General features: G+C 54.0%; 11 protein-coding genes and 5 pseudogenes. 7 read left to right on the top strand and 9 right to left on the bottom strand.

The window, feature by feature from the left end; genetic code table 11:
- Nucleotides 1–76 precede the first annotated feature (76 nt).
- Together rho and trxA are read right to left on the bottom strand one after the other, a co-directional pair.
- Nucleotides 77–1,336, bottom strand: a complete 1,260-nt coding sequence (gene rho / locus ACWWJF_RS27865) for a transcription termination factor Rho (protein ID WP_010283881.1) — start codon at nucleotides 1,334–1,336, stop codon at nucleotides 77–79.
- A 471-nt stretch (nucleotides 1,337–1,807) separates the two neighbouring features.
- Entirely contained in the window at nucleotides 1,808–2,134 is a 327-nt protein-coding gene (gene trxA, locus ACWWJF_RS27860) for a thioredoxin TrxA (protein ID WP_196908155.1), read from the bottom strand.
- A 117-nt stretch (nucleotides 2,135–2,251) separates the two neighbouring features.
- Between trxA and rhlB the strand changes: the two genes are divergently transcribed.
- Together rhlB and gppA are read left to right on the top strand one after the other, a co-directional pair.
- The gene (gene rhlB, locus ACWWJF_RS27855) at nucleotides 2,252–3,538 is read left to right on the top strand and encodes an ATP-dependent RNA helicase RhlB (RefSeq protein ID WP_455871544.1); all 1,287 of its coding nucleotides are present in this window, start codon (nucleotides 2,252–2,254) and stop codon (nucleotides 3,536–3,538) included.
- A gap of 6 nt (nucleotides 3,539–3,544) precedes the next feature.
- Complete coding sequence (gppA, locus tag ACWWJF_RS27850; protein ID WP_455871543.1) at nucleotides 3,545–5,041, top strand: guanosine-5'-triphosphate,3'-diphosphate diphosphatase; 1,497 nt, start codon at nucleotides 3,545–3,547, stop codon at nucleotides 5,039–5,041.
- A gap of 8 nt (nucleotides 5,042–5,049) precedes the next feature.
- Here gppA and rep read toward each other — a convergent pair whose 3' ends face one another.
- Nucleotides 5,050–7,074: a DNA helicase Rep gene (gene rep, locus ACWWJF_RS27845; protein WP_455871542.1), complete on the bottom strand. Its 2,025-nt coding sequence runs from the start codon at nucleotides 7,072–7,074 to the stop codon at nucleotides 5,050–5,052.
- 178 nt (nucleotides 7,075–7,252) lie between these two features.
- On the opposite strand from rep, the gene ppiC reads away from it, so the two are divergent.
- Nucleotides 7,253–7,534, top strand: a complete 282-nt coding sequence (gene ppiC / locus ACWWJF_RS27840) for a peptidylprolyl isomerase PpiC (protein ID WP_252320717.1) — start codon at nucleotides 7,253–7,255, stop codon at nucleotides 7,532–7,534.
- Between the two features lie 59 nt (nucleotides 7,535–7,593).
- Here the strand turns inward: ppiC and putA are convergent.
- Nucleotides 7,594–11,536 (bottom strand): annotated as a pseudogene (gene putA, locus ACWWJF_RS27835) (trifunctional transcriptional regulator/proline dehydrogenase/L-glutamate gamma-semialdehyde dehydrogenase).
- A 356-nt stretch (nucleotides 11,537–11,892) separates the two neighbouring features.
- On the opposite strand from putA, the pseudogene putP reads away from it, so the two are divergent.
- A pseudogene (gene putP, locus ACWWJF_RS27830) lies at nucleotides 11,893–13,378 on the top strand (sodium/proline symporter PutP).
- A 78-nt stretch (nucleotides 13,379–13,456) separates the two neighbouring features.
- Here the strand turns inward: putP and ilvC are convergent.
- Nucleotides 13,457–14,935, bottom strand: coding sequence for a ketol-acid reductoisomerase (gene ilvC, locus ACWWJF_RS27825; RefSeq protein ID WP_455871541.1), 1,479 nt, complete (start codon nucleotides 14,933–14,935; stop codon nucleotides 13,457–13,459).
- Between the two features lie 162 nt (nucleotides 14,936–15,097).
- On the opposite strand from ilvC, the gene ilvY reads away from it, so the two are divergent.
- Complete coding sequence (ilvY, locus tag ACWWJF_RS27820; RefSeq protein ID WP_455871540.1) at nucleotides 15,098–15,988, top strand: HTH-type transcriptional activator IlvY; 891 nt, start codon at nucleotides 15,098–15,100, stop codon at nucleotides 15,986–15,988.
- Between the two features lie 4 nt (nucleotides 15,989–15,992).
- Here ilvY and ACWWJF_RS27815 read toward each other — a convergent pair.
- Nucleotides 15,993–16,683 (bottom strand): annotated as a pseudogene (locus ACWWJF_RS27815) (TonB-dependent siderophore receptor); the annotation flags it as partial.
- 269 nt (nucleotides 16,684–16,952) lie between these two features.
- Nucleotides 16,953–18,422, bottom strand: coding sequence for a TonB-dependent receptor plug domain-containing protein (locus ACWWJF_RS27810; protein WP_455871582.1), 1,470 nt, complete (start codon nucleotides 18,420–18,422; stop codon nucleotides 16,953–16,955).
- A 147-nt stretch (nucleotides 18,423–18,569) separates the two neighbouring features.
- On the opposite strand from ACWWJF_RS27810, the gene ACWWJF_RS27805 reads away from it, so the two are divergent.
- Nucleotides 18,570–19,738 (top strand): IS3 family transposase gene (locus ACWWJF_RS27805; RefSeq protein ID WP_455869773.1). Its coding sequence is split into 2 segments (ribosomal slippage): nucleotides 18,570–18,825 and nucleotides 18,825–19,738, totalling 1,170 coding nucleotides; the frame shifts between segments, so codons are not numbered across the junction.
- Nucleotides 19,739–19,747: 9 nt separating this feature from the next.
- Here ACWWJF_RS27805 and ACWWJF_RS27800 read toward each other — a convergent pair.
- Nucleotides 19,748–19,852: pseudogene (locus ACWWJF_RS27800) on the bottom strand (IS5/IS1182 family transposase); the annotation flags it as partial.
- A gap of 68 nt (nucleotides 19,853–19,920) precedes the next feature.
- Between ACWWJF_RS27800 and ACWWJF_RS27795 the strand changes: the two are divergent.
- A pseudogene (locus tag ACWWJF_RS27795) lies at nucleotides 19,921–20,094 on the top strand (transposase); the annotation flags it as partial.
- Nucleotides 20,095–20,195: 101 nt separating this feature from the next.
- On the opposite strand, the gene gndA reads toward ACWWJF_RS27795, so the two are convergent.
- On the bottom strand, nucleotides 20,196–21,602 hold the full coding sequence (gene gndA / locus ACWWJF_RS27790; protein WP_455871539.1) for an NADP-dependent phosphogluconate dehydrogenase: 1,407 nt from the start codon (nucleotides 21,600–21,602) through the stop codon (nucleotides 20,196–20,198).
- Nucleotides 21,603–21,640: the final 38 nt, after the last annotated feature.

Raw genomic sequence — 21,640 nt, 5'->3', positions numbered from 1 at the left:
GTAGTGTAAAGGTCGGTAAATTCCTAAAAAAAAACGCCACGACCCGCGTGGCGTTTTCCCCGAGAACACTGCCTGCTTATGAACGCTTCATCATGTCGAAGAATTCATCGTTGGTTTTGGTCATCGCCAACTTGTTGATCAGGAACTCCATTGCATCGATCTCGCCCATCGGGTGAATGATTTTGCGCAGGATCCACATTTTTTGCAGCTCTTCGGAGGTGGTAAGCAGCTCTTCTTTACGCGTACCGGAACGGTTGTAGTCGATAGCCGGGAACACTCGCTTCTCAGCGATTTTACGCGCCAGATGCAGTTCCATGTTACCTGTACCTTTAAACTCTTCGTAAATCACTTCGTCCATCTTCGAGCCGGTATCTACCAGCGCGGTGGCGATAATGGTCAGGCTACCGCCTTCTTCCACGTTACGCGCAGCACCAAAGAAGCGTTTCGGACGGTGCAGGGCGTTGGCATCCACACCACCGGTCAGCACTTTGCCAGACGCCGGAACCACGGTGTTGTAGGCACGCGCCAGACGGGTGATGGAGTCCAGCAGGATGATAACGTCTTTTTTGTGCTCGACCAGGCGCTTGGCCTTTTCAATCACCATTTCAGCAACCTGAACGTGGCGAGAGGCAGGCTCGTCAAAGGTAGACGCCACCACTTCCCCTTTCACCAGACGTTGCATCTCGGTCACTTCTTCCGGACGTTCGTCGATAAGCAGTACCATCAGCACGCAATCAGGGTGATTATACGCGATGCTCTGTGCAATATTTTGCAGCAGCATGGTTTTACCAGCTTTCGGTGGTGCCACGATCAAACCACGTTGACCACGGCCAATCGGAGACGCCAAATCCAATACGCGTGCTGTCAGGTCTTCAGTTGAACCATTACCGCGCTCCATACGCAAACGTGAGTTGGCATGCAGCGGAGTGAGGTTTTCAAACAGGATCTTGTTGCGGGCGTTTTCAGGTTTGTCGTAATTGACTTCGTTGACTTTCAACAAGGCAAAGTAGCGTTCCCCTTCTTTGGGAGGACGAATCTTGCCTGAAATGGTGTCACCAGTACGAAGATTAAAACGGCGGATTTGGCTGGGAGAAACGTAGATATCATCAGGGCCGGCGAGGTAGGAGCTGTCTGCGGAGCGGAGGAAACCGAAACCATCCTGCAAGATTTCCAGCACGCCATCGCCGAAAATATCTTCGCCACTTTTTGCGTGCTGCTTCAAAATGGCGAAAATAATATCCTGCTTACGCATACGAGCCTGGTTTTCCAGCCCCATGTTTTCGCCAAGAGTAATTAACTCAGAAACTGGCGTATTCTTTAATTCGGTAAGATTCATAGTGGTGGGTTCTTAAACTCGGGGTAAATCTCGAACAATTAACGTGAATGGGATGGCAAGGGTCAACGTGCCACTATCATATACCGCCCTCAATCACACCATTCCGTTTGGCTTGATACGTGAACGTGTTACACGTTGACCACGCAAGCCCGATACAAAACGACGGCAAGAGATCGAAGACACCTGAAACCAATTAATGTAATACTTTTAGATTGCCTGACCACGCTACGGATTCTTATGCCGTGTTTGTGCGATTTGTTGTCACGAACGGGCAGCGTTAAGGTATAGACAGCGAGTAATGCTATAGATTCAAACTTTAAGGTTTAAGCCTGTGAGGCTTAAACATAGGCAAGTACGATATGCAGTACTGATGAATCTAGCACGCTTCATGACGTGCGGCAAGCAGTCAATACGAGAAATCCACACTGACCGCTTTGTGCGATGAAATAGCGTTGATAAATCTATCAGGTATTACAGATTGGTGTTCAAAAACTCTTTCAACTGACCTTTGGACAGCGCGCCTACTTTCGTTGCCGCCACTTCACCGTTCTTGAACAGCAGCAGGGTCGGGATACCACGGATGCCGTATTTCGGCGCAGTCGCCGGATTTTCATCAATGTTAAGTTTGGCAACGGTGATGCGACCTTCGAATTCATCAGCGATTTCATCGAGAATGGGAGCGATCATTTTGCAGGGACCACACCATTCGGCCCAAAAATCAACCAGTGTTGCCCCTTCGGCCTGCAACACGTCCGTTTCGAAGCTGTCGTCTGTCAGGTGAATAATTTTATCGCTCATTTTTTACTCCGCAGGATTATCTTTAGCGAGTTGGTGTAGCATTAACCAACAAAGCTTGACTTTATTTCACTGTATATGCTTTCGTAAAGCAATAGTTAGCTGATATTCTACCACACTATGAGCAAAACACACTTGACTGAACAGAAGTTTTCCGACTTCGCGCTGCACCCGCAGGTAATCAAAGCCCTTGAAAATAAAGGGTTTTATAACTGCACGCCCATCCAAGCACTCGCACTACCTCTCGCCCTTGATGGCCGGGACGTCGCGGGTCAGGCGCAAACCGGAACTGGCAAGACGCTGGCATTTCTGGCGTCTACTTTCCACCATATCTTGTCGCATCCTGCTTCGGCAGAGCGTCAAACCAACCAGCCGCACGCGCTGATCATGGCACCCACTCGCGAGTTGGCCGTGCAAATCCACGCGGATGCACAGGCGCTGTCAGAATCGACAGGCTTGAAACTGGGTCTGGCTTACGGCGGAGACGGTTACGATAAGCAGCTTAAAGTGCTGGAGCAGGGTGTTGATATCCTGATCGGTACCACAGGCCGCTTGATCGACTACGCCAAGCAGAATCACATTAACCTTGGCGCCATTCAGGTTGTGGTGCTGGATGAAGCCGACAGAATGTACGATCTGGGCTTTATCAAAGATATTCGCTGGCTGTTCCGCCGCATGCCGCCGGTAACGCAGCGCCTGAACATGCTGTTCTCCGCCACGCTGTCATACCGTGTGCGTGAGTTGGCGTTTGAACAGATGAACAACGCCGAGTACGTTGAAGTAGAGCCGGAGCAGAAAACCGGGCACCGCATCAAGGAAGAGCTGTTCTATCCGTCAAACGAAGAGAAGATGCGCCTGCTGCAAACGTTGCTGGAAGAAGAGTGGCCGGACCGCTGCATCATCTTCGCTAACACTAAGCACCGCTGCGAAGACATCTGGGGCCATCTGGCTGCGGACGGCCATCGCGTTGGTCTGCTGACTGGCGACGTAGCGCAGAAAAAACGCCTGCGCATTCTGGATGACTTCACGCAGGGCAATCTGGATATTCTGGTCGCCACCGATGTTGCGGCGCGCGGTCTGCATATTCCGTCTGTCACTCACGTATTCAACTATGACTTGCCGGACGATTGCGAAGACTATGTGCACCGCATCGGCCGTACCGGACGTGCCGGTGCCAGCGGTTTCTCCATCAGCCTGGCCTGTGAAGAGTATGCGCTGAACCTGCCTGCCATTGAGCAATATACGGGCCATTCAATCCCGTTGAGCAAATACGATAGTGATGCGCTGATGACCAATCTGCCCGTGCCGAAGCGCTTGCCCCGCACGCGCACCAGCAATGGCCGGCGTCGCAGTGGCCCGCCACGTCGTAGCGGCGCACCGCGCGGCAACCGTAAAAGACCGAGTTAAGCATCCATGCTAAATGCTTCCTCGCTGTATGCGGCGATCGATCTGGGCTCGAACAGCTTCCATATGCTGGTGGTGCGGGAGAGCGCTGGCAGCATTCAAACGCTAGCGCGCATTAAACGTAAAGTGCGTTTGGCTGCGGGACTGGATCGTGATAACCGCTTGTCACAGGAAGCCATGCAGCGCGGCTGGCAGTGCTTGCGCCTGTTTTCCGAACGCTTGCAGGATATCCCTCAGAAGCAAACCCGCGTTGTTGCGACGGCGACCCTGCGGCTTGCCACCAATGCCGATGAATTTCTGGCGCAGGCGCAGCAGATCCTGGGTTTGCCGATTCAAGTCATCAGCGGTGAAGAGGAAGCGCGCCTGATTTATCAGGGCGTGGCCCACACCACTGGCGGTCCGGAACAACGTCTGGTGGTGGATATCGGCGGTGGCAGTACCGAACTGGCGACCGGAACCGCCACACAGGCCACACAGTTACTCAGTTTACCCACGGGATGCGTGACCTGGCTGGAGCGTTATTTCAGCGATCGCACCCTGACAGCGGAAAATTTTGCCCGTGCTGAACAGGCTGCCGGTGACATGATACGCCCCGTGGCCGCCCAACTGCGTGCGCAGGGGTGGCAAGTGTGCGTGGGCGCATCCGGCACCGTACAAGCGTTGCAAGAGATTATGGTCGCCGCGGGCATGGACGAGCAGATTACGCTTGACAAGCTGTGCGCCCTGAAAGAGCATGCCATTGCGTGCCATAAGCTGGAAGAACTGGAAATTGACGGCCTGACGTTAGAGCGGGCGCTGGTGTTCCCCAGCGGATTGTCCATTCTGTTGGCGATTTTCCAGGAACTTGGCATTCAGAGTATGACATTGGCCGGTGGCGCACTGCGCGAAGGCTTGGTATACGGGATGCTGCACCTGCCCGTAGAGCAGGATATTCGCCAGCGCACGCTGCTCAATCTGCAACGCCGCTACCTGTTAGACGGTGAACAGGGCCAGCGCGTCAGCACATTAGCCGACAATTTCCTGCACCAACTGGCGCAGGATTGGCCGTTGGATCACCGATGTCGCGAGTTGCTGCACAGAGCCGGTTTTCTGCATGAAATCGGTCTGGCCATTGATTTTCGCAATGCTCCGCAACACGCCGCCTATCTCATACGCAACAGCGATCTTCCCGGCTTCACACCGGCACAGAAAAAACTGCTGGCTATTCTGGTGTTAAATCAGAGTGGTGCGCTCGATCTTCAGTCATTAAATCAGCAAAACGCCGTACCCGTACTGCCTGCGCAGCGCTTATGCCGTTTGTTGCGACTGGCGATTATTTTCGCTAGCCGTCGCCGTGATGACACCTTGCCTGACAGCATCTTGCGGGCGGACGGCGATACCCTGCACATCCAGCTACCTGCTGGCTGGCTGGCCGCCCATCCCCTGCGCGCAGAAGCGCTGGAACAGGAAAGCCGTTGGCAGGGCTATGTCCACTGGCCATTGGTGATTGAGGAAGCCACGCCGTAACAGCGGTATTACTCCTTATCGCGCGCCTGCGCCAGCTGCGCGCGCAGATTCGCCAGATGGCTTTGCCCCTTTTGCATCCGCTCTTGCGCGCTGACCACTTTGCGCGCTGTTTCCCATTGCATATCGTCCTGCGGCAGTTCCAGCAAGAAACGGCTGGGTTCTGGCAGCACCAGTTCGCCATACTGGCGACGCTCTTTGCACAGGGTAAAAACCAGCTCACGTTGCGCCCGTGTGATACCGACATACGCCAGGCGACGCTCTTCATCGACATTATCTTCATCAATGCTGCTCTGGTGCGGCAGTAGTCCCTCCTCCATCCCCACCAGATACACATAGGGAAATTCCAACCCTTTTGAGGCGTGCAGGGTCATCAGCTGCACCTGATCCACCTCTTCTTCGCTTTCGCCGCGCTCCATCATATCGCGCAGGGTGAACCTCGTTACCACCTGTGTCAGCGTCATCGGTTCATCGAGCTCCGAGCCTGCCAGCATTTCCGTCATCCAGCTAAACAGCTGATTGACGTTTTTCATACGCATTTCCGCTGCTTTCGGGCTGGTTGAGGTTTCATACAGCCAGCTTTCATAATCCAGCCCGTGAATGAGGTCGCGCACCGCCGCCACCGGTTCTCGCTCAGCCTGCTGGGCAATTTCCCGCATCCAGTGAGTAAAACGTTGCAGTGAGGACAACCCACGGCCAGACAGGTGTGCTTCCAGCCCTAAATCAAAACTGGCGGTAAACAGGCTTTTGTTGCGCACATTGGCCCACTCACCCAGTTTCTGTAGCGTCGCGGGGCCGATTTCACGCTTAGGGGTGTTGACGATGCGTAGAAAGGCGCTGTCGTCATCCGCGTTGGTCAAAACGCGCAGATAGGCCAACAGATCTTTGATTTCCGGACGAGAAAAGAAGGAGGTACCGCCAGAGATGCGATAGGGAATGCGGTTTTGCATCAGCATCTTTTCGAACAGTCGCGACTGATGGTTGCCACGATAGAGGATGGCATAGTCACTGTACTGCGTCTTGTTGATAAAGTGATGGGCAATCAGTTCGCCCACCACCCGTTCCGCCTCGTGGTCTTCGTTGTTGGCGGTGATCACCTTCAGTTCACTGCCGTAACCCAATTCCGAAAAGAGTTTTTTTTCAAATACGTGTGGGTTATTGGCGATCAGGATATTGGCCGCTTTGAGAATACGGCCCGAAGAACGGTAATTTTGCTCCAGCTTGATCACTTCAAGCTGAGGGAAATCCTGTGAAAGCAGTACCAGGTTTTGCGGACGGGCACCGCGCCAAGAGTAGATGGATTGATCGTCATCGCCGACCACGGTAAAGCGTGCACGTGCACCAACCAGCAGTTTGATCAGCTCATACTGGCTGGTGTTGGTGTCCTGATACTCATCCACCAGCAGGTAGCGCAAGCGGTTTTGCCAGCGCTCACGCACCTCTTCATTGCGCTTGAACAGCAGCGTTGGCAACAGGATCAGATCGTCAAAATCCAGTACGTTACAGGCGCGCAAGTGGTCGTGATACAGACCATAACAGTGCGCAAACAGCTTATCGCGCTCCGACTGCGCCGATGCCGCCGCCTGCGTCGGGTCCATCAGATCGTTTTTCCAGTTGGAAATGGTGGAGGTCAACTGCTGTAGCTGGGTTTTATCCCCTTCCAACCAGGTTTCTGTCAGTTCATTGAGCAGGGCGGCCTGATCCTGATCGTCAAACAGCGAGAAGTTCGCCTTCATGCCCAACGCGGCATATTCCCGTTTAATGACCGCCAACCCCAGGGTGTGAAAGGTGGCGATCAGCAACCCACGCGTCTCCTTGCGCCCTAAGGTCTGCGCCACGCGCGTTTTCATTTCACGCGCAGCCTTGTTGGTAAAGGTCACTGCGGCGATATGACGCGCCTGATAGCCGCACTGACGGATCAGATGAGCAATCTTGTTGGTGATAACGCGCGTTTTGCCTGATCCCGCGCCAGCCAGCACCAGACAAGGGCCGGTGACAAATTCGACAGCATGTTGTTGACTGGGATTCAGGCGCATGACGTTCAACTCGTAATAAAAACGGAAGCCGATTGTAGCAGAAAGCCACGCAGATCTTGATGGCCGGATTCGCCTTTACCGATCCACATCAGGCATGCATCGTGCTACATTGCCAGCCATCGGCGTCGGCGTGAGGCCTGTTCAATTCACGCTTTTTAATCACATGAAAGGTATTCCCATGGCGAAAACGGCATCTGCACTGCATATTCTGGTCGATACAGAACAACAGGCGAATGATCTACTGGACCAATTGGCGCAAGGGGCAGACTTTCAGCAGTTAGCTAAAAAGCACTCTACCTGCCCATCCAAACGGGATGGGGGCAATCTGGGTGAGTTCCGTCAGGGCGATATGGTGCCCGCTTTTGACAAGGCGGTATTTTCCTGCGAGTTGCTGAAACCCTTTGGACCGGTAAAAACCCAGTTCGGCTATCACATCATCAAGGTGCTGTACCGCAACTAAGCGTTTTGGCAGTCGGCTTACTGTTGCGCCGCGCAGTGTGCGCGGCGCGTACGGAGTGATTACTCCGTCATCATCAGCAGGCTGGCATTTCCCCCCGCTGCCGCCGTATTCACGCTGAGCACACGTTCATGCCATAATCGATCCAGTGGGATCGTGTCACTGCCGGGTTCACAGCCGAGCAGAGGAATAATCGCCCCCGTCCATTGCGTAATCTGCTGATTAACCTCACGCAACATGTCGCTCTCGCCGTGACAGATAACCGCGCCAATATGCCCACTTTCCTGTTGCCATTCCGGAGTAAAACGGATGCGGCGCTGCACTTCCAGCGGCAAGCTGCCGGCAAGTTCACGTAACGCTGCGCTGTCAGGCCATAATGCGTTACTGCCCACGGCCAGCAGCGCCGCCAACTGGCGCAGCATATCGTCACGTTCCTGCGCCAGACACAACACGTTATCGCGCGGTGTCAGCATATAGGTATTGCGTTCGCCAGTGGGCCCCGGCAGCGGGCGTATCACACCGCTGACAGCGCCCCAGGCACGGTAGCTGTGCGCCGCCTCGAACACCGCCAGCCGTCCCTGTTGTTGCGCCCAGTCAACCAGTAGCGCAAACCCCGCGCGTTCCGGCGTCGTCGCCAATGTGGCATTGACGCCCAATGCGTTGCTCGCTGCGCTGGGTTGGCCAGGCGGTGTTCTCTGCAAGCGTGGCAAATAGAGCGGCCCGCCCGCTTTCGGCCCCGTACCGGACAACCCTTCGCCTCCGAATTGCTGAACGCCGACCACAGCCCCCACCATATTGCGATTGACGTATTGGTTACCCACATGCGCCCGCTGCGTGATACGCGAAATGGTTTCATCAATCCGTGAATGGACGCCCAACGTGAGCCCATACCCCAAGGCGTTGATCTCCTCAATCAACGTATCCAGCCCCTCGCGCGCATAACGCACCACGTGCAGCACCGGACCAAAGATCTCTTGTTGCAAGCTGGCTACCTGGTCCAGTTCAATCAGCGTCGGCAAGACAAAGGTGCCCTGTCGCCATGAGGCCAGGCACGCCTGTGCGCCGAAAGCCGCCTGAAACACCGAATGCCCTTCCGCTTGCACCAGGTGAATATGCTGCTCGATCCGTTCGCGGGCTTCATCGTCGATCACCGGGCCGCAGTCCTTTGCCAGACTGTCGGGATTGCCCACGCGGAACTGCGCCATGGCGCCACGCAGCATGTTCAGTGTCGCTTCTGCAATGTCCTCCTGAAGACAGAGCAGACGCAGTGCTGAACAACGCTGCCCTGCGCTGTCAAAGGCGGAGGCCATGACATCGCTGACCACCTGCTCCGTCAGCGCGGACGAATCGACAATAATGGCATTCATCTCACCGGATTCAGCAATCAGCACTGCAGGTTGCCCATGCGCATCCAACCGTTCTGCCAACGTGCGCTGCAAGCTCTTGGCAACCGCGGTCGATCCGGTAAACAGCACGCCATTGACGCGCGCATCGCGCACCAGCGCCGGGCAGCAGTTGCAACACATCAGGCGCAATGCCAGCCTGATGCAGCAGTTGCACCGCCAACGCGGCAACCAGTGGTGTTTGCTCCGCCGGTTTTGCCAGTACCGCATTCCCCGCAGCCAGTGCGGCAGCAATCTGCCCGGTAAAAATGGCCAACGGGAAGTTCCACGGACTGATGCAAACCACCACGCCCAGCGGGCAAACTAGTTCCGATGACACCGCAGCAGACTGCTGTGCGTAATAGCGCAAGAAGTCCACCGCTTCGCGTATTTCAGCAATGGCATTTGGCACGGTTTTCCCCGCCTCGCGCACCAATAACCCGATGAACTGCGGATACACGGCTTCCAGCAAGCTGGCAGCGCGTTGCAGGCTGGCAACCCGCTGCGGGAGCGACACCGTCGAGAACCGCTCTGCTGCCTGCACCGCACAGCCCAACGCAATGCGCACATCCTCCTCGCTGGCATCATGCACGTATCCCACGATATCGTGCTGTTGGGCCGGATTGATCACTGGCCGAGCCGCCAGCGGTGATGATGCATCGGCCATAATCGGTGCCGCATGCCGTACCTGCGCGGCGTCGGCGCTTAAGGCCGCTGCGAGCATTTCCAGACGGCGCTCATCGGTCAGATCTACGCCTTGCGCATTGCAACGCTCTGCACCGTAGATCTGAGCAGGTAGAGGAATTCGCGGATGCGGACAGCCAGGAGCCCCCTCTTTGTATGCCAGCGCCTGCACTTCAGCTATCGGGCTGGCAATCAGTTGCTCCAGTGGAACCTCCGCATCCGCAATGCGGTTAACAAACGAGGTGTTGGCACCATTTTCCAATAGACACCGCACCAAATAGGCCAGCAGGGTTTCATGGGTGCCGACGGGGGCATAGATCCGACAGGGGCGCGCCAGCTTGCCCTGTTCTTCGGGACCGACGACCTGCGAATAAAGCGCCTCCCCCATACCGTGCAGGCATTGAAATTCATATTGCCCAGGGTAATAACTGTCACCGGCCAGCGTATACACCGCGCTCAGGGTATGAGCATTGTTGGTAGCGAACTGCGGGTAAATGGCATCCGGTTCCGCCAGCAGTTGGCGAGCGCAGGCCAGATAGGCGACATCGGTATACACTTTACGGGTATAGACGGGGTAATCCTCCAGACCCTCTACTTGCGTGCGTTTGATTTCGCTGTCCCATTAGGCACCTTTCACCAATCTCACCATCAGGCGTCGCTGGGTACGCTGTGCCAGATCGATAAGGAAATCAATCACAAACGGGCAGCGTTTTTGGTAGGCCTGCACCACAAAACCGATCCCTTTCCAGCCCTCCAGCGCAGGCTCATGGCACAACCGCTCCAACAGATCGAGGGAGATCTCTAGCCGTTCTGCTTCTTCCGCATCAATATTAATGCCGATATCGTACTGCATCGCCTGCAACGTCAACGCCAACAAACGGGGATAGAGCTCCTCCATGACGCGATCGTACTGCGCACGACTATAACGTGGATGCAGCGCCGACAGCTTGATGGAGATACCCGGCCCTTCATACACCCCACGCCCCTGAGATGCCCTGCCAATCGCATGAATCGCCTGCTGATAAGCGTTGAGGTAAGCCTCCGCATCCTGCTCGGTGAGGGCCGCTTCGCCCAGCATGTCATAGGAATAGCGAAATCCCTGCTGTTCCAGATGTTCCGCGTTGGACAGCGCCTCATCGATGGTTTCGCCAGTAACAAACTGCTCCCCCATCAGGCGCATCACGCGATCCATCCCCAATCGAATGACCGGCTCGCCCCCCTTGTTAATCAGTTGCTTCAGGGTGTGTGCCAGACGCGTTTCACTGTGCGTCGCAACCAGCTTCCCGGTCAGCAGCAGTCCCCAGGTTGCCGCATTGACGAACAGCGATTGCCCTTTCCCCAAATGGGAATGCCAGTCACCGCTGCTGATCTTGTCACGGATCAGCGCATTGCGCGTTGAGGCATCGGAAATGCGCAGAAACGCTTCTGCCAAGCACATCAGAGCAATCCCCTCTGACGATGACAGGGAAAAGGCCTGTAACAAACTTTGCACCCGTCCCGCTCGCCCATGGGTCTGCTGTTCACGCCGCAGCGTCTGCGCCAGTCGATAGGCCAGCGCCTGCACCGCCGGTGCCATTGATGCCATCGGTTCTACCCGCTCGAGCAGTAACGGCACCATTTCGCCCTCGGAACGGCGGTACGCCGCCGTGATAGCATCACGCTGCGGTGAACGGGGTAACAGCGTTTGCGTGAAAGCTAAAAACGGCTGATAGCTTCCTTCCTGACGAGACTTCGGCATAATCTCCGGCGCACGTTGAAATGCTTTACCCTGCTCTGGTGTGATGTCAGGAGCTTTACCATCGCGCTCGACGGCGTCGAGATAGCAAAAAATGGCGTGCTCAATCAACCAATGCGATGTGCGATCAAGGCGCTGCGCTGTACGTTCGATACGATTGCGGGTCGCATCGTCAAGCTTTACCGCTATAGTGGAGAATCCCATCGTTTCACTCCAGTGAAGCCAAGATAATCATCGATAGTGAGGGATCGGATAACGTTGATTTGTTGAAGGTATGCCTTCGAAGCTTGGCCATCGTTATCGGATTATGCAACCTGGTTTTCGCGAGTTGCCATAAGATGCAATGCAGTTAACAAGTGTATAACATTGGCGTGACGAGGAAATATAACAAATCGTTAACGCTTTGCATTATAAGAAAAAATAGGCTGCACGAGGGATGCGCAATCGTGCAGACTGTGCTCTACCGGACGTCGTTCCCGTCAGGTTATACCAACAATATGATTTGCCTTTATGCCCTAGCATGATGGGGATAGACAGGGCGCTTTAACTTGGAGATTCTAATGACAATGAGTACACCCATGCTGGTGACCTTTCTGGTGTATATCTTCGGAATGGTCTTGATCGGCCTGGCCGCCTATCGCTCAACCACCACCCTTGGCGACTATATTCTGGGTGGACGCCGGATGGGCAGTGTGGTCACGGCACTTTCAGCGGGGGCTTCTGACATGAGCGGCTGGCTGCTGATGGGGCTGCCAGGCGCGATATTTATTTCCGGCATTTCTGAAAGCTGGATCGCTATCGGACTGACTATCGGCGCTTACCTCAACTGGCGCTGGGTTGCAGGTCGTCTGCGCGTTCACACCGAAGTGAACCACAACGCGCTGACCTTGCCAGACTATTTCACACACCGTTTCGAAGACACCAGAAAAATCCTGAGAGTCATTGCGGCCTTGATTATTCTGGTGTTTTTTACCATTTACTGCGCTTCTGGCATCGTTGCCGGTGCCCGCTTTTTCGAAAGCACCTTTGGCATGAGCTACGCCACCTCATTGTGGGCCGGTGCGGCCGCTACCATCGCCTATACCTTTATCGGTGGCTATCTGGCAGTCAGTTGGACGGATACGGTACAGGCCACGCTGATGATTTTCGCCTTGATACTGACACCCGGTGATGGTGATTCTGGCGCTGGATGGCATCGATACGTCTCTGTTGGTTATCGCGGCGAAAAACCCGGCCAATCTGGATATGTTCAAAGGGTTGGACGTTATCGCCATCATTTCGTTACTGGGTTGGGGTCTGGGCTACTTTGGACAGCCGCACATTCTGGTGCGCTTTATGGCAGCAGATTCTCACCACACCATTCGCAGTGCACGCCGCATCAGTATGACCTGGATGATCCTGTGCCTCGCGGGGGCGGTGAGCGTGGGCTTCTTCGGTATCGCCTACTTCAGCAATCATCCGGAACAAGCAGGCAACGTCACCAACAATGCCGAGCGGGTATTTATTGAGCTTTCCATGTTGCTGTTTAACCCGTGGATCGCCGGTGTGTTACTTTCCGCTATTCTGGCGGCGGTAATGAGCACCCTGAGCTGCCAGCTGCTGGTCTGCTCCAGCGCCATTACCGAAGACTTGTACCGCCCCTTCTTCCGTCCTGGCGCTACGCAACGCGAGCTGGTCTGGGTCGGTCGCATTATGGTGTTATTGATTGCCGTCATTTCAATCTTGTTGGCCGCCAACCCGGAAAACCGCGTGTTGGGGCTGGTCAGCTACGCCTGGGCAGGTTTTGGGGCCGCGTTTGGTCCGGTGATCTTGATTTCCCTGCTGTGGCCGCGTATGACGCGTAACGGCGCGCTGGTCGGTATGCTGATCGGGGCTGCCACGGTGATTATCTGGAAACAAAATGCCTGGTTTAATCTGTATGAAATCATCCCCGGCTTTCTCTTTGCCAGCCTGGCGATCTTTATCGTTAGCCTGATGGGTCGTGCGCCCTCCAAAGTCGTCACCGATCGCTTCCAACAAGCAGAAGCCCAGTTCCAAAGCCGTTAAGGAACGATGTGTTTCACGTATAAAAAAGGCGCAACCACGGTTGCGCCTTTTTTCATTGCCGAAGTAATGCGTTTATTCTTAGCCTGCAACCGCAATGCGTTTCATGTCTTTCATGTAGCCACGCAGTTTCTGACCCACCGCTTCAATCGGGTGGTTACGGATCGCGTCATTGACGTCGCGCAGTTGTGCATTATCTACGCTGGTAGCCGCCACCGGCTTGCCGATGTCGCCCGCTTGCAGTGAAGCCATGAATGCCTGTTTCAGCAACGGCACGGCGGCATTCGCGAACAGGTAGTTACCGTATTCTGCGGTATCAGAGATAACCACGTTCATTTCATACAGACGCTTACGTGCAATGGTGTTCGCAATCAGCGGCAGTTCGTGCAGCGATTCGTAGTAAGCGGATTCTTCGATGATGCCCGCGCTTACCATGGTTTCAAACGCCAGTTCTACACCGGCTTTAACCATAGTGATTATCAATACGCCGTGGTCAAAATACTCTTGCTCTGCGATTTTACCGTCGAACTGCGGGGCATTTTCAAACGCGGATTTACCGGTTTCTTCACGCCAGGTCAGCAGTTTAATGTCGTCGTTGGCCCAGTCTTCCATCATGCCGCTGGAGAACGCACCGGAGATAATATCGTCCATGTGTTTCTGGAACAACGGAGCCATGATCGTTTTCAACTGCTCAGACAGCGCGTAAGCACGCAGTTTTGCCGGATTAGACAGACGATCCATCATCAGTGTGATGCCGCCTTGCTTCAGCGCTTCGGTAATGGTTTCCCAGCCGAACTGAATCAGTTTTTCCGCATAGGCAGGATCGGTGCCTTCAGCAACCAGTTTGTCAAAGCTCAACAAAGAACCGGCCTGCAACATACCGCACAGGATGGTCTGCTCGCCCATCAGGTCAGATTTCACTTCGGCAACGAAAGAAGATTGCAGTACGCCCGCACGGTGACCACCAGTAGCGGCAGCCCAGGCCTTGGCGATCGCCATGCCTTCACCTTTCGGGTCGTTTTCCGGGTGAACCGCGATCAGCGTCGGAACGCCAAAACCGCGTTTGTACTCTTCACGTACTTCGGTACCCGGACATTTCGGCGCCACCATCACCACAGTGATGTCTTTACGGATCTGCTCACCCACTTCAACGATGTTGAAGCCGTGAGAGTAACCCAGAGATGCACCCTGCTTCATCAGCGGTTGAACAGCCTGAACCACAGCGGAGTGCTGCTTGTCTGGCGTCAGGTTCACCACCAGATCCGCCTGCGGAATCAGCTCTTCATAGGTGCCGACTTTAAAACCGTTTTCAGTCGCTTTACGCCATGACGCACGTTTTTCCGCGATAGCTTCTGCACGCAGCGCATAGGCGATATCCAGCCCGGAATCACGCATATTCAAACCCTGGTTCAGCCCTTGCGCGCCGCAACCGACGATCACCACTTTTTTGCCTTTCAGGTAGTTCGCTTCGTCTGCGAATTCTTCACGTCCCATGAAACGACATACACCCAATTGCGCCAACTGCTGACGCAGGTTCAAAGTGTTGAAATAGTTAGCCATGCACAACTCCGTTTAATCTGTTAATTGCGAGTGTTCAGAAGAGGTTTCCTGTCAGGGAAGCCTGAATGCCCTCATGATATGACAGGAAAAGTATTGCTTAAATTGATATATTAACAAGATGACATTGCAATAACTGCAAGACGAAAATGAGGCCGTGCGCACATGGATTTACGAGATTTAAAACTGTTTCTACACCTGTGTGACAGCCGCAATTTCGGGCGCACCGCCAAAGCCATGCACCTGAGTCCGTCAACCTTGTCACGCCAAATCCAACGACTGGAAGAGGATGTCGGGCAAACCCTGTTTTTACGCGATAACCGCACGGTGCAACTGACCGATGCTGGCGAGCAATTGAAACAATTTGCTCAGCAGACGCTGCTGCATTACGAGCAGTTGCGCCACGCCATTGGGCAACGAGGGCCGTCATTGAGCGGTGAGCTACGCATTTTCTGTTCCGTGACCGCCGCCTATAGACATCTACCGCCGATCCTCGACCGTTTCCGCGCCCAGCATCCGCTGGTCGAAATCAAGCTAACAACCGGCGATGCCGCCGATGCGGTGGAAAAAGTGCAGTCCAATGAAGCCGATCTCGGCATCGCGGGCCACCCGGAAACCTTACCTACCACCATCGATTTTATGCCTATCGGCAAGATCCCCCTGGTACTGATTGCCCCAGCACTGGCATCACCGGTCCAGTCGATGGTACGGCAACCCAATCCAGACTGGGCACAGATTCCGTTTATTTTGCCCGAGCACGGCCCGGTGCGAAAACGTATTGATGTCTGGTTCCGTCGTCACCACATCGCCAATCCGTTGATTTACGCCACCGTGTCGGGACACGAGGCAATGGTGTCGATGGTGGCACTGGGCTGCGGCATCTCGTTGATCCCGGACGTGGTGCTGGAAAACAGCCCAGAGCCAGTGCGTAACCGCGTTTCAGTATTGCTGGAGCAAGCGATGGAACCGTTTGAACTCGGCGTTTGCGTGCAGAAAAAGCGACTCAATGAGCCATTGATTGCCGCGTTCTGGCATATCTTGCACGACAGTGTTTGAGGGATTACCAGCGGTAGCTAACCGTCGCGATAATCGAGCGTCCAACAGCCGTAGAAGCAGGCTTCGTTATTACTGCAAGAGGCCACATAATGCTTATCGGTCAGGTTGTTGACATTGATCTGTAACACCGCACCTTTCCACTGCGACGAGGCTGAACCTAAATCATAGCTCACCATCGCGTCATACAGGATGTAGTGCGGCACACTGAAACTCTCCTTGTTATCGCCATAACTGCTGCCGATGTAACGCACACCGGTTCCCACCGTCAGCCCGGCCAGCGGGCCGTTGTGAACAAAGTAGGTGCCCCAGGCGGAGACCATATGGCGTGGCGTCGCCGCTGGCCTGTTCCCTGCTGGCGTGCTCGCATTGGTGCTCTCTTTCGTCTCCGCCTCTGTATAACTGTACGCCGACATCAGGCTAAGTGCGGGTGTGATTTGGGTATGGAGTTCCGCTTCAGCGCCTCGTGATTCGACTTTGCCAATTTGCTCGTTGAACTTGAGTTTGCTGTTCCATGACGTGATGTTTTTCTGCGTGATGTCAAACAGCGATAGCGTTAACAAGGTGTTGCGGCCCACCGGCTGAAACTTTATCCCCACTTCAGTTTGCTCACCGGTTGTGGGCTTGAAGGGTGCCGACCCCGGAATGCCGCTGTCCAGATTAGGCTCAAAGGAAGTGCTGTAGCTGATATAGAGGCTTTGTTGAATAAACAGATTTTATGCTACCAGCCCAGTAAAACGATTGTTTCCAGCAACGTAAAATCATGCAGTTAAGCATCATGAGAAAACGGAATGCCTGAGGTGATAAGCATTTTCTACCAAAATGGGCATAGTAAAACAGCACGATTCCCTATTATTCAACAAAGCCTGATATAGGGTGAAAAACCATTCTCAAACGCATACAGCAGCGCCGCACGACCGGTAAAATCATCATCATTCGACTGCCTTTTAGCATTGTTGAGCGTGCTCTAGTAGGTACGAATTTCTGTCCAATCGTGACGCCCAGAGAGTAGCAGGTTCCACTGCTGCCATACCGCCTGATGCTGCACATAGAGCCCTACCTGATCGAGCTTTTTAAACGCGCCGCGTACCAAGGGCAAATCGCTGTCATTTTCCAGATAAGACCCACCATAGTGAGGGTGAGCCCAATCAAAATCGTACTGACTTCCGCTCTTGAGCCACAAATTAGCGTCACGCTTCTGCCAGATATAATCCAACCCAGCCAGTAGGGTATGGTTCACAGAGCTAGTGACGAAGCTCGCTTTCAATTGGGTATCGATCCCCAATTCATCAGCATCTATTTTTTCGCGTTGCTGGTTACGCGTTAGCGTCGTATCCGTGGCGCTGCCGCCGGTGCTGTAAACCAGAGATTTATAGTTATCATGCAGTTGTGAGTAGCGCAGATTCTGTTGAACAGAAATCGCCCTGTTAAAGGAGTGCTCAAAAATATAACCGAACGCTATCTGCTCACGCGTTGAGTGATGGTAATTCGGATCGCTGACATTCAGCGAGTAAGGAATATAACCGGCGTTGGTGGCAAACACCGTGCCGTAAGCGGGCAGGAAGTTACGAAAACCCGCCTCAGGGTCGTATTGGTAACGGGTCAGTACGGTCAGACTGGTGTCGGCATTGGGCAACCACGTCAACGCTGGGGCGATTGCGATGCGTTGTTGTCTGGCATCTTTAACAAATTGCTGCCGGGTATTGGCTATCCCGTTCAAGCGATATAACAGTGCGCTGTCATCGCTCAGCACACCGCCGAAATCAAATGCGGCTTCACCAAAACGTTGGTTACCCGCACTAAACTGCACGTGGCGAATCTTTTCCGCCGTGGGACGTTTACTGGTCATAATAACCGTACCGCCAGGATCGACCTGACCATACATGACAGACGCCGGGCCGCGAATCAATTCAACGCGTTCTAACAACCAGGGATCGATCTTTCCAATACCGGCACCTTGCCCGATCAGGCCAAAGCTCAACCCATCAAGAAATTTAGGCGCATAGCGAAAACCGCGCACGATGGTTTCGTCATTGCGGTTAGAGGAGCCCCGGTAATTTGGAAGCACGCCGGCAGAGTAATTAAACGCATCGGAGACAGACCTCACCCGCTGCTTGTCCATTTGTGCGCACGTGACCACCGCAATCGATTGTGGCGTCTTTACCAACGGCATTTGCGTTTTTGTACCGGCAGCACTCTGTTTCGCTATCATTCCACCAGCGGGGAGCGCGGTATTTTTCTCGTCCTGTGCAATGATTACCATCACATCAGCGTTGCCGGTTACCGTTTCGGCGGCCAACGTTTGCCCTGCCATCAATAGCGACGATGCAACACTCAGTACCGTGACATAACCGAAAAACAGCTGCCCAATGAGGTAAAATTTCCTTTTATTTTCAGACACACGCTCATCCTTCACTGCAATACTATTTTTATGCATCACAAATAAGCCAACATATTCGTGGCTGATAATGCAAAAAAAAAAGACTATTTCAAATGCAAACTCGCCTCAATTGTAGTGGCACACTGATACTGGCCACCTGAGCGGAGGTGATATGCTCACCTCATCAACACGACAGGTGACCTCATGGGTAAACATTTTACGGCGGAATTTAAGCTCGAAGCCGCAAAGCTGGTTGTCGACCACGGCTACACATACGTTAAGGCCGCAGAGGCGGTTAATGTCAGCCATTCTGCCATTAGTCGCTGGGTCAATAAGCTTCGCCTTGAACGACAGGGAAAAACGCCAACGGGACTTCCTCTTACCCCTGAACAGCTCGAGCTGCGTGAGATGAAGAAAAAAGTCCAATGCCTTGAAATGGAGAACGAAATCCTAAAAAAGGCTACGGCGCTCTTAATGTCGGACTCACTCAACGGTTCACGGTAGTCGACAGGCTGAGGGCGCGATACCCGGTCACGGCGTTGTGCCAAACTTTTGAGGTACATCGCAGCAGCTACAGGCACTGGCAGGCTTCCGCTAATGAACCCGACGGTGAGCGCGTGGTTAAGTGTAGCCGCGTCATGGAAGCCTGGAACGCCAGCGGCGGCTCTGCCGGCGCTCGAAGTATCGCGACCATCGTCACCGGCAGCTCCGGTGTCAAAATGGGGCGCTGGCTGGCTGGCAAGCTGATGAAGGAGCTGGGTATCGCCAGCTGCCAGCGACCGGCTCACAAATACAAACGCGGCGGCAATGAACACGTTGAAATACCGAACTATCTCAACCGCCAGTTCGCGGTTACCGCGCCGGATCAGGTCTGGTGCCGCGATGTGACCTACATCTGGACGGGCAAATGCTGGGCTTACCTTGCGGTGGTGCTAGATCTGTTCGCCCGCAAACCGGTGGGCTGGGCCATGTCGACGTCGCCGGACTCGGCGCTGACAGTTAAAGCGTTGCAGATGGCCTGGGAACTCCGGGGACAACCAACAGGAGTCATGTTCCACAGCGACCAGGGCAGCCACTATACCAGCCGTCAATACCGGCAAGCCCTGTGGCGCTGCCGGATAAAGCAGAGTATGAGTCGGCGGGGTAACTGCTGGGATAATGCGCCAATGGAGCGGTTCTTCCGCAGCCTGAAGACAGAATGGGTGCCGACAAAGGGTTACAACAGCTTCAGCGAAGCCCAGGACGCGATTATCCGCTACATCACGGGGTATTACAGCGCTATCCGGCCTCACTGGTATAACGGCGGCTTAACTCCAAACGAATCTGAGCGACTGTTCTACATACAGTCTAATGCGGTGGCCAATATTAGTTGACCACTACAATGCAGCAATGGCTGATTCATCTAGCCATACGGTTAGAGAACCGCGCTGCTTGAGGGCCTTGTTATAGGAGGGCCAGTTAGTGATTTTAAAATTTTGTTTTGCCATGGAGACCTGATGTTGAAACAACTATGGTGATCTGATCCGATGATTACCCAAACTTTCTATTTATTCAACAAAGCCAGCTCGATCGTGACGCCTACCGCAATCGGAACGTTGTTGAGCGGTGCTTTGGCCGCCTGAAAGAATACCGTCGCATTGCGACACGTTACGACAAAACGGCGAGGAATTATCTGGCAATGTTGAAACTGGGCTGCATCCGCCTATTTTACCAGAGGTTATGTAATTAAGGGACACAGCCTAATTTGAATTTAACGAAAACGCCATACGCTAAACGCCGAATAGCGGGACTATTCGGCGTTTATTTGGCTACGTAATTTTAGGAAATAACTTATTCCAACCACTCGGTATGGAATACGCCTTCTTTATCGGTACGTTTATAGGTATGCGCACCAAAGTAGTCACGCTGCGCCTGAATCAGGTTGGCAGGCAATACCGCAGAGCGATAACTGTCGTAATAAGAAATAGCCGCTGAGAAGGTCGGCGTCGGGATACCGTTTTGTATCGCATAGGCCACCACATCACGCAGCGCCTGCTGGTATTCATCAGCGGCTTTCTTGAAGTAAGGTGCCAGCAGCAGGTTAGCGATATCCGGCGTTGCCGCGTAGGCATCCGTGATTTTTTGCAGGAACTGGGCGCGAATAATGCAACCAGCACGGAAAATCTTGGCGATTTCGCCGTAATTCAGGTTCCACTGGTGCTCTTCTGAAGCCGCACGCAACTGTGAGAAACCTTGCGCATAGGAAACGATCTTACCCAGATAGAGCGCCCGACGCACGTTCTCAATAAAGGTGGCCTTATCACCGCTAAACGGTTTCGCCTGCGGACCAGTCAGCACCTTGGAGGCAGCAACACGCTGATCTTTCAGAGAGGAGATATAGCGCGCAAACACAGATTCGGTGATCAGCGACAGCGGTTCGCCAAGATCGAGCGAGCTTTGGCTGGTCCATTTGCCGGTGCCTTTGTTAGCCGCTTCATCCAAAATCACATCAACCAGATAGTTACCCTCTTCATCTTTCTTGGTGAAGATATCTTTGGTGATATCGATCAGGTAGCTGCTCAGTTCCCCGGCATTCCATTCAGAGAAGGTTTTTGCCAGTTCGTCGTTAGACAGATTTAAGCCGTGTTTCAGCAGTGAATAGGCTTCGGCAATCAGTTGCATATCGCCATATTCGATGCCGTTGTGCACCATTTTTACATAGTGACCGGCACCCTCTGGCCCAATATAAGTGACGCAGGCTTCGCCTTCGGCACGGGCAGCAATTTTTTCCAAAATAGGCGCCACCAGCTCATAGGCATCTTTCTGCCCACCCGGCATGATGGAAGGGCCTTTCAGTGCGCCCTCTTCACCACCGGAGACACCAGTGCCGATAAAGTTGAACCCTTCCGCAGACAGCTCACGGTTGCGGCGGATGGTGTCCTGGAAGAAGGTGTTGCCGCCATCAATGATGATGTCGCCTTTATCCAGATAGGGCTTCAGGGATTCGATCGCTTTGTCCGTGCCTTCGCCCGCTTTTACCATCAACAGAATACGGCGCGGAGATTCCAGAGACGCCACAAATTCTTCAACGGTGTAATAAGGCACCAGTTTTTTGCCGGGATTTTCGGCCACCACTTCTTCGGTTTTTTCACGAGAGCGGTTGAAAATGGACACGGTGTAACCACGACTTTCGATGTTAAGCGCCAGATTGCGCCCCATCACCGCCATACCCACCACGCCAATTTGCTGTTTGGACATTAAAGCAACTCCTGTCTGAAGGATAACCTGCCTGTATC

Source organism: Symbiopectobacterium sp. Eva_TO (assembly GCF_053848865.1).
This window is presented reverse-complemented; position numbering and strand designations above follow the sequence as displayed.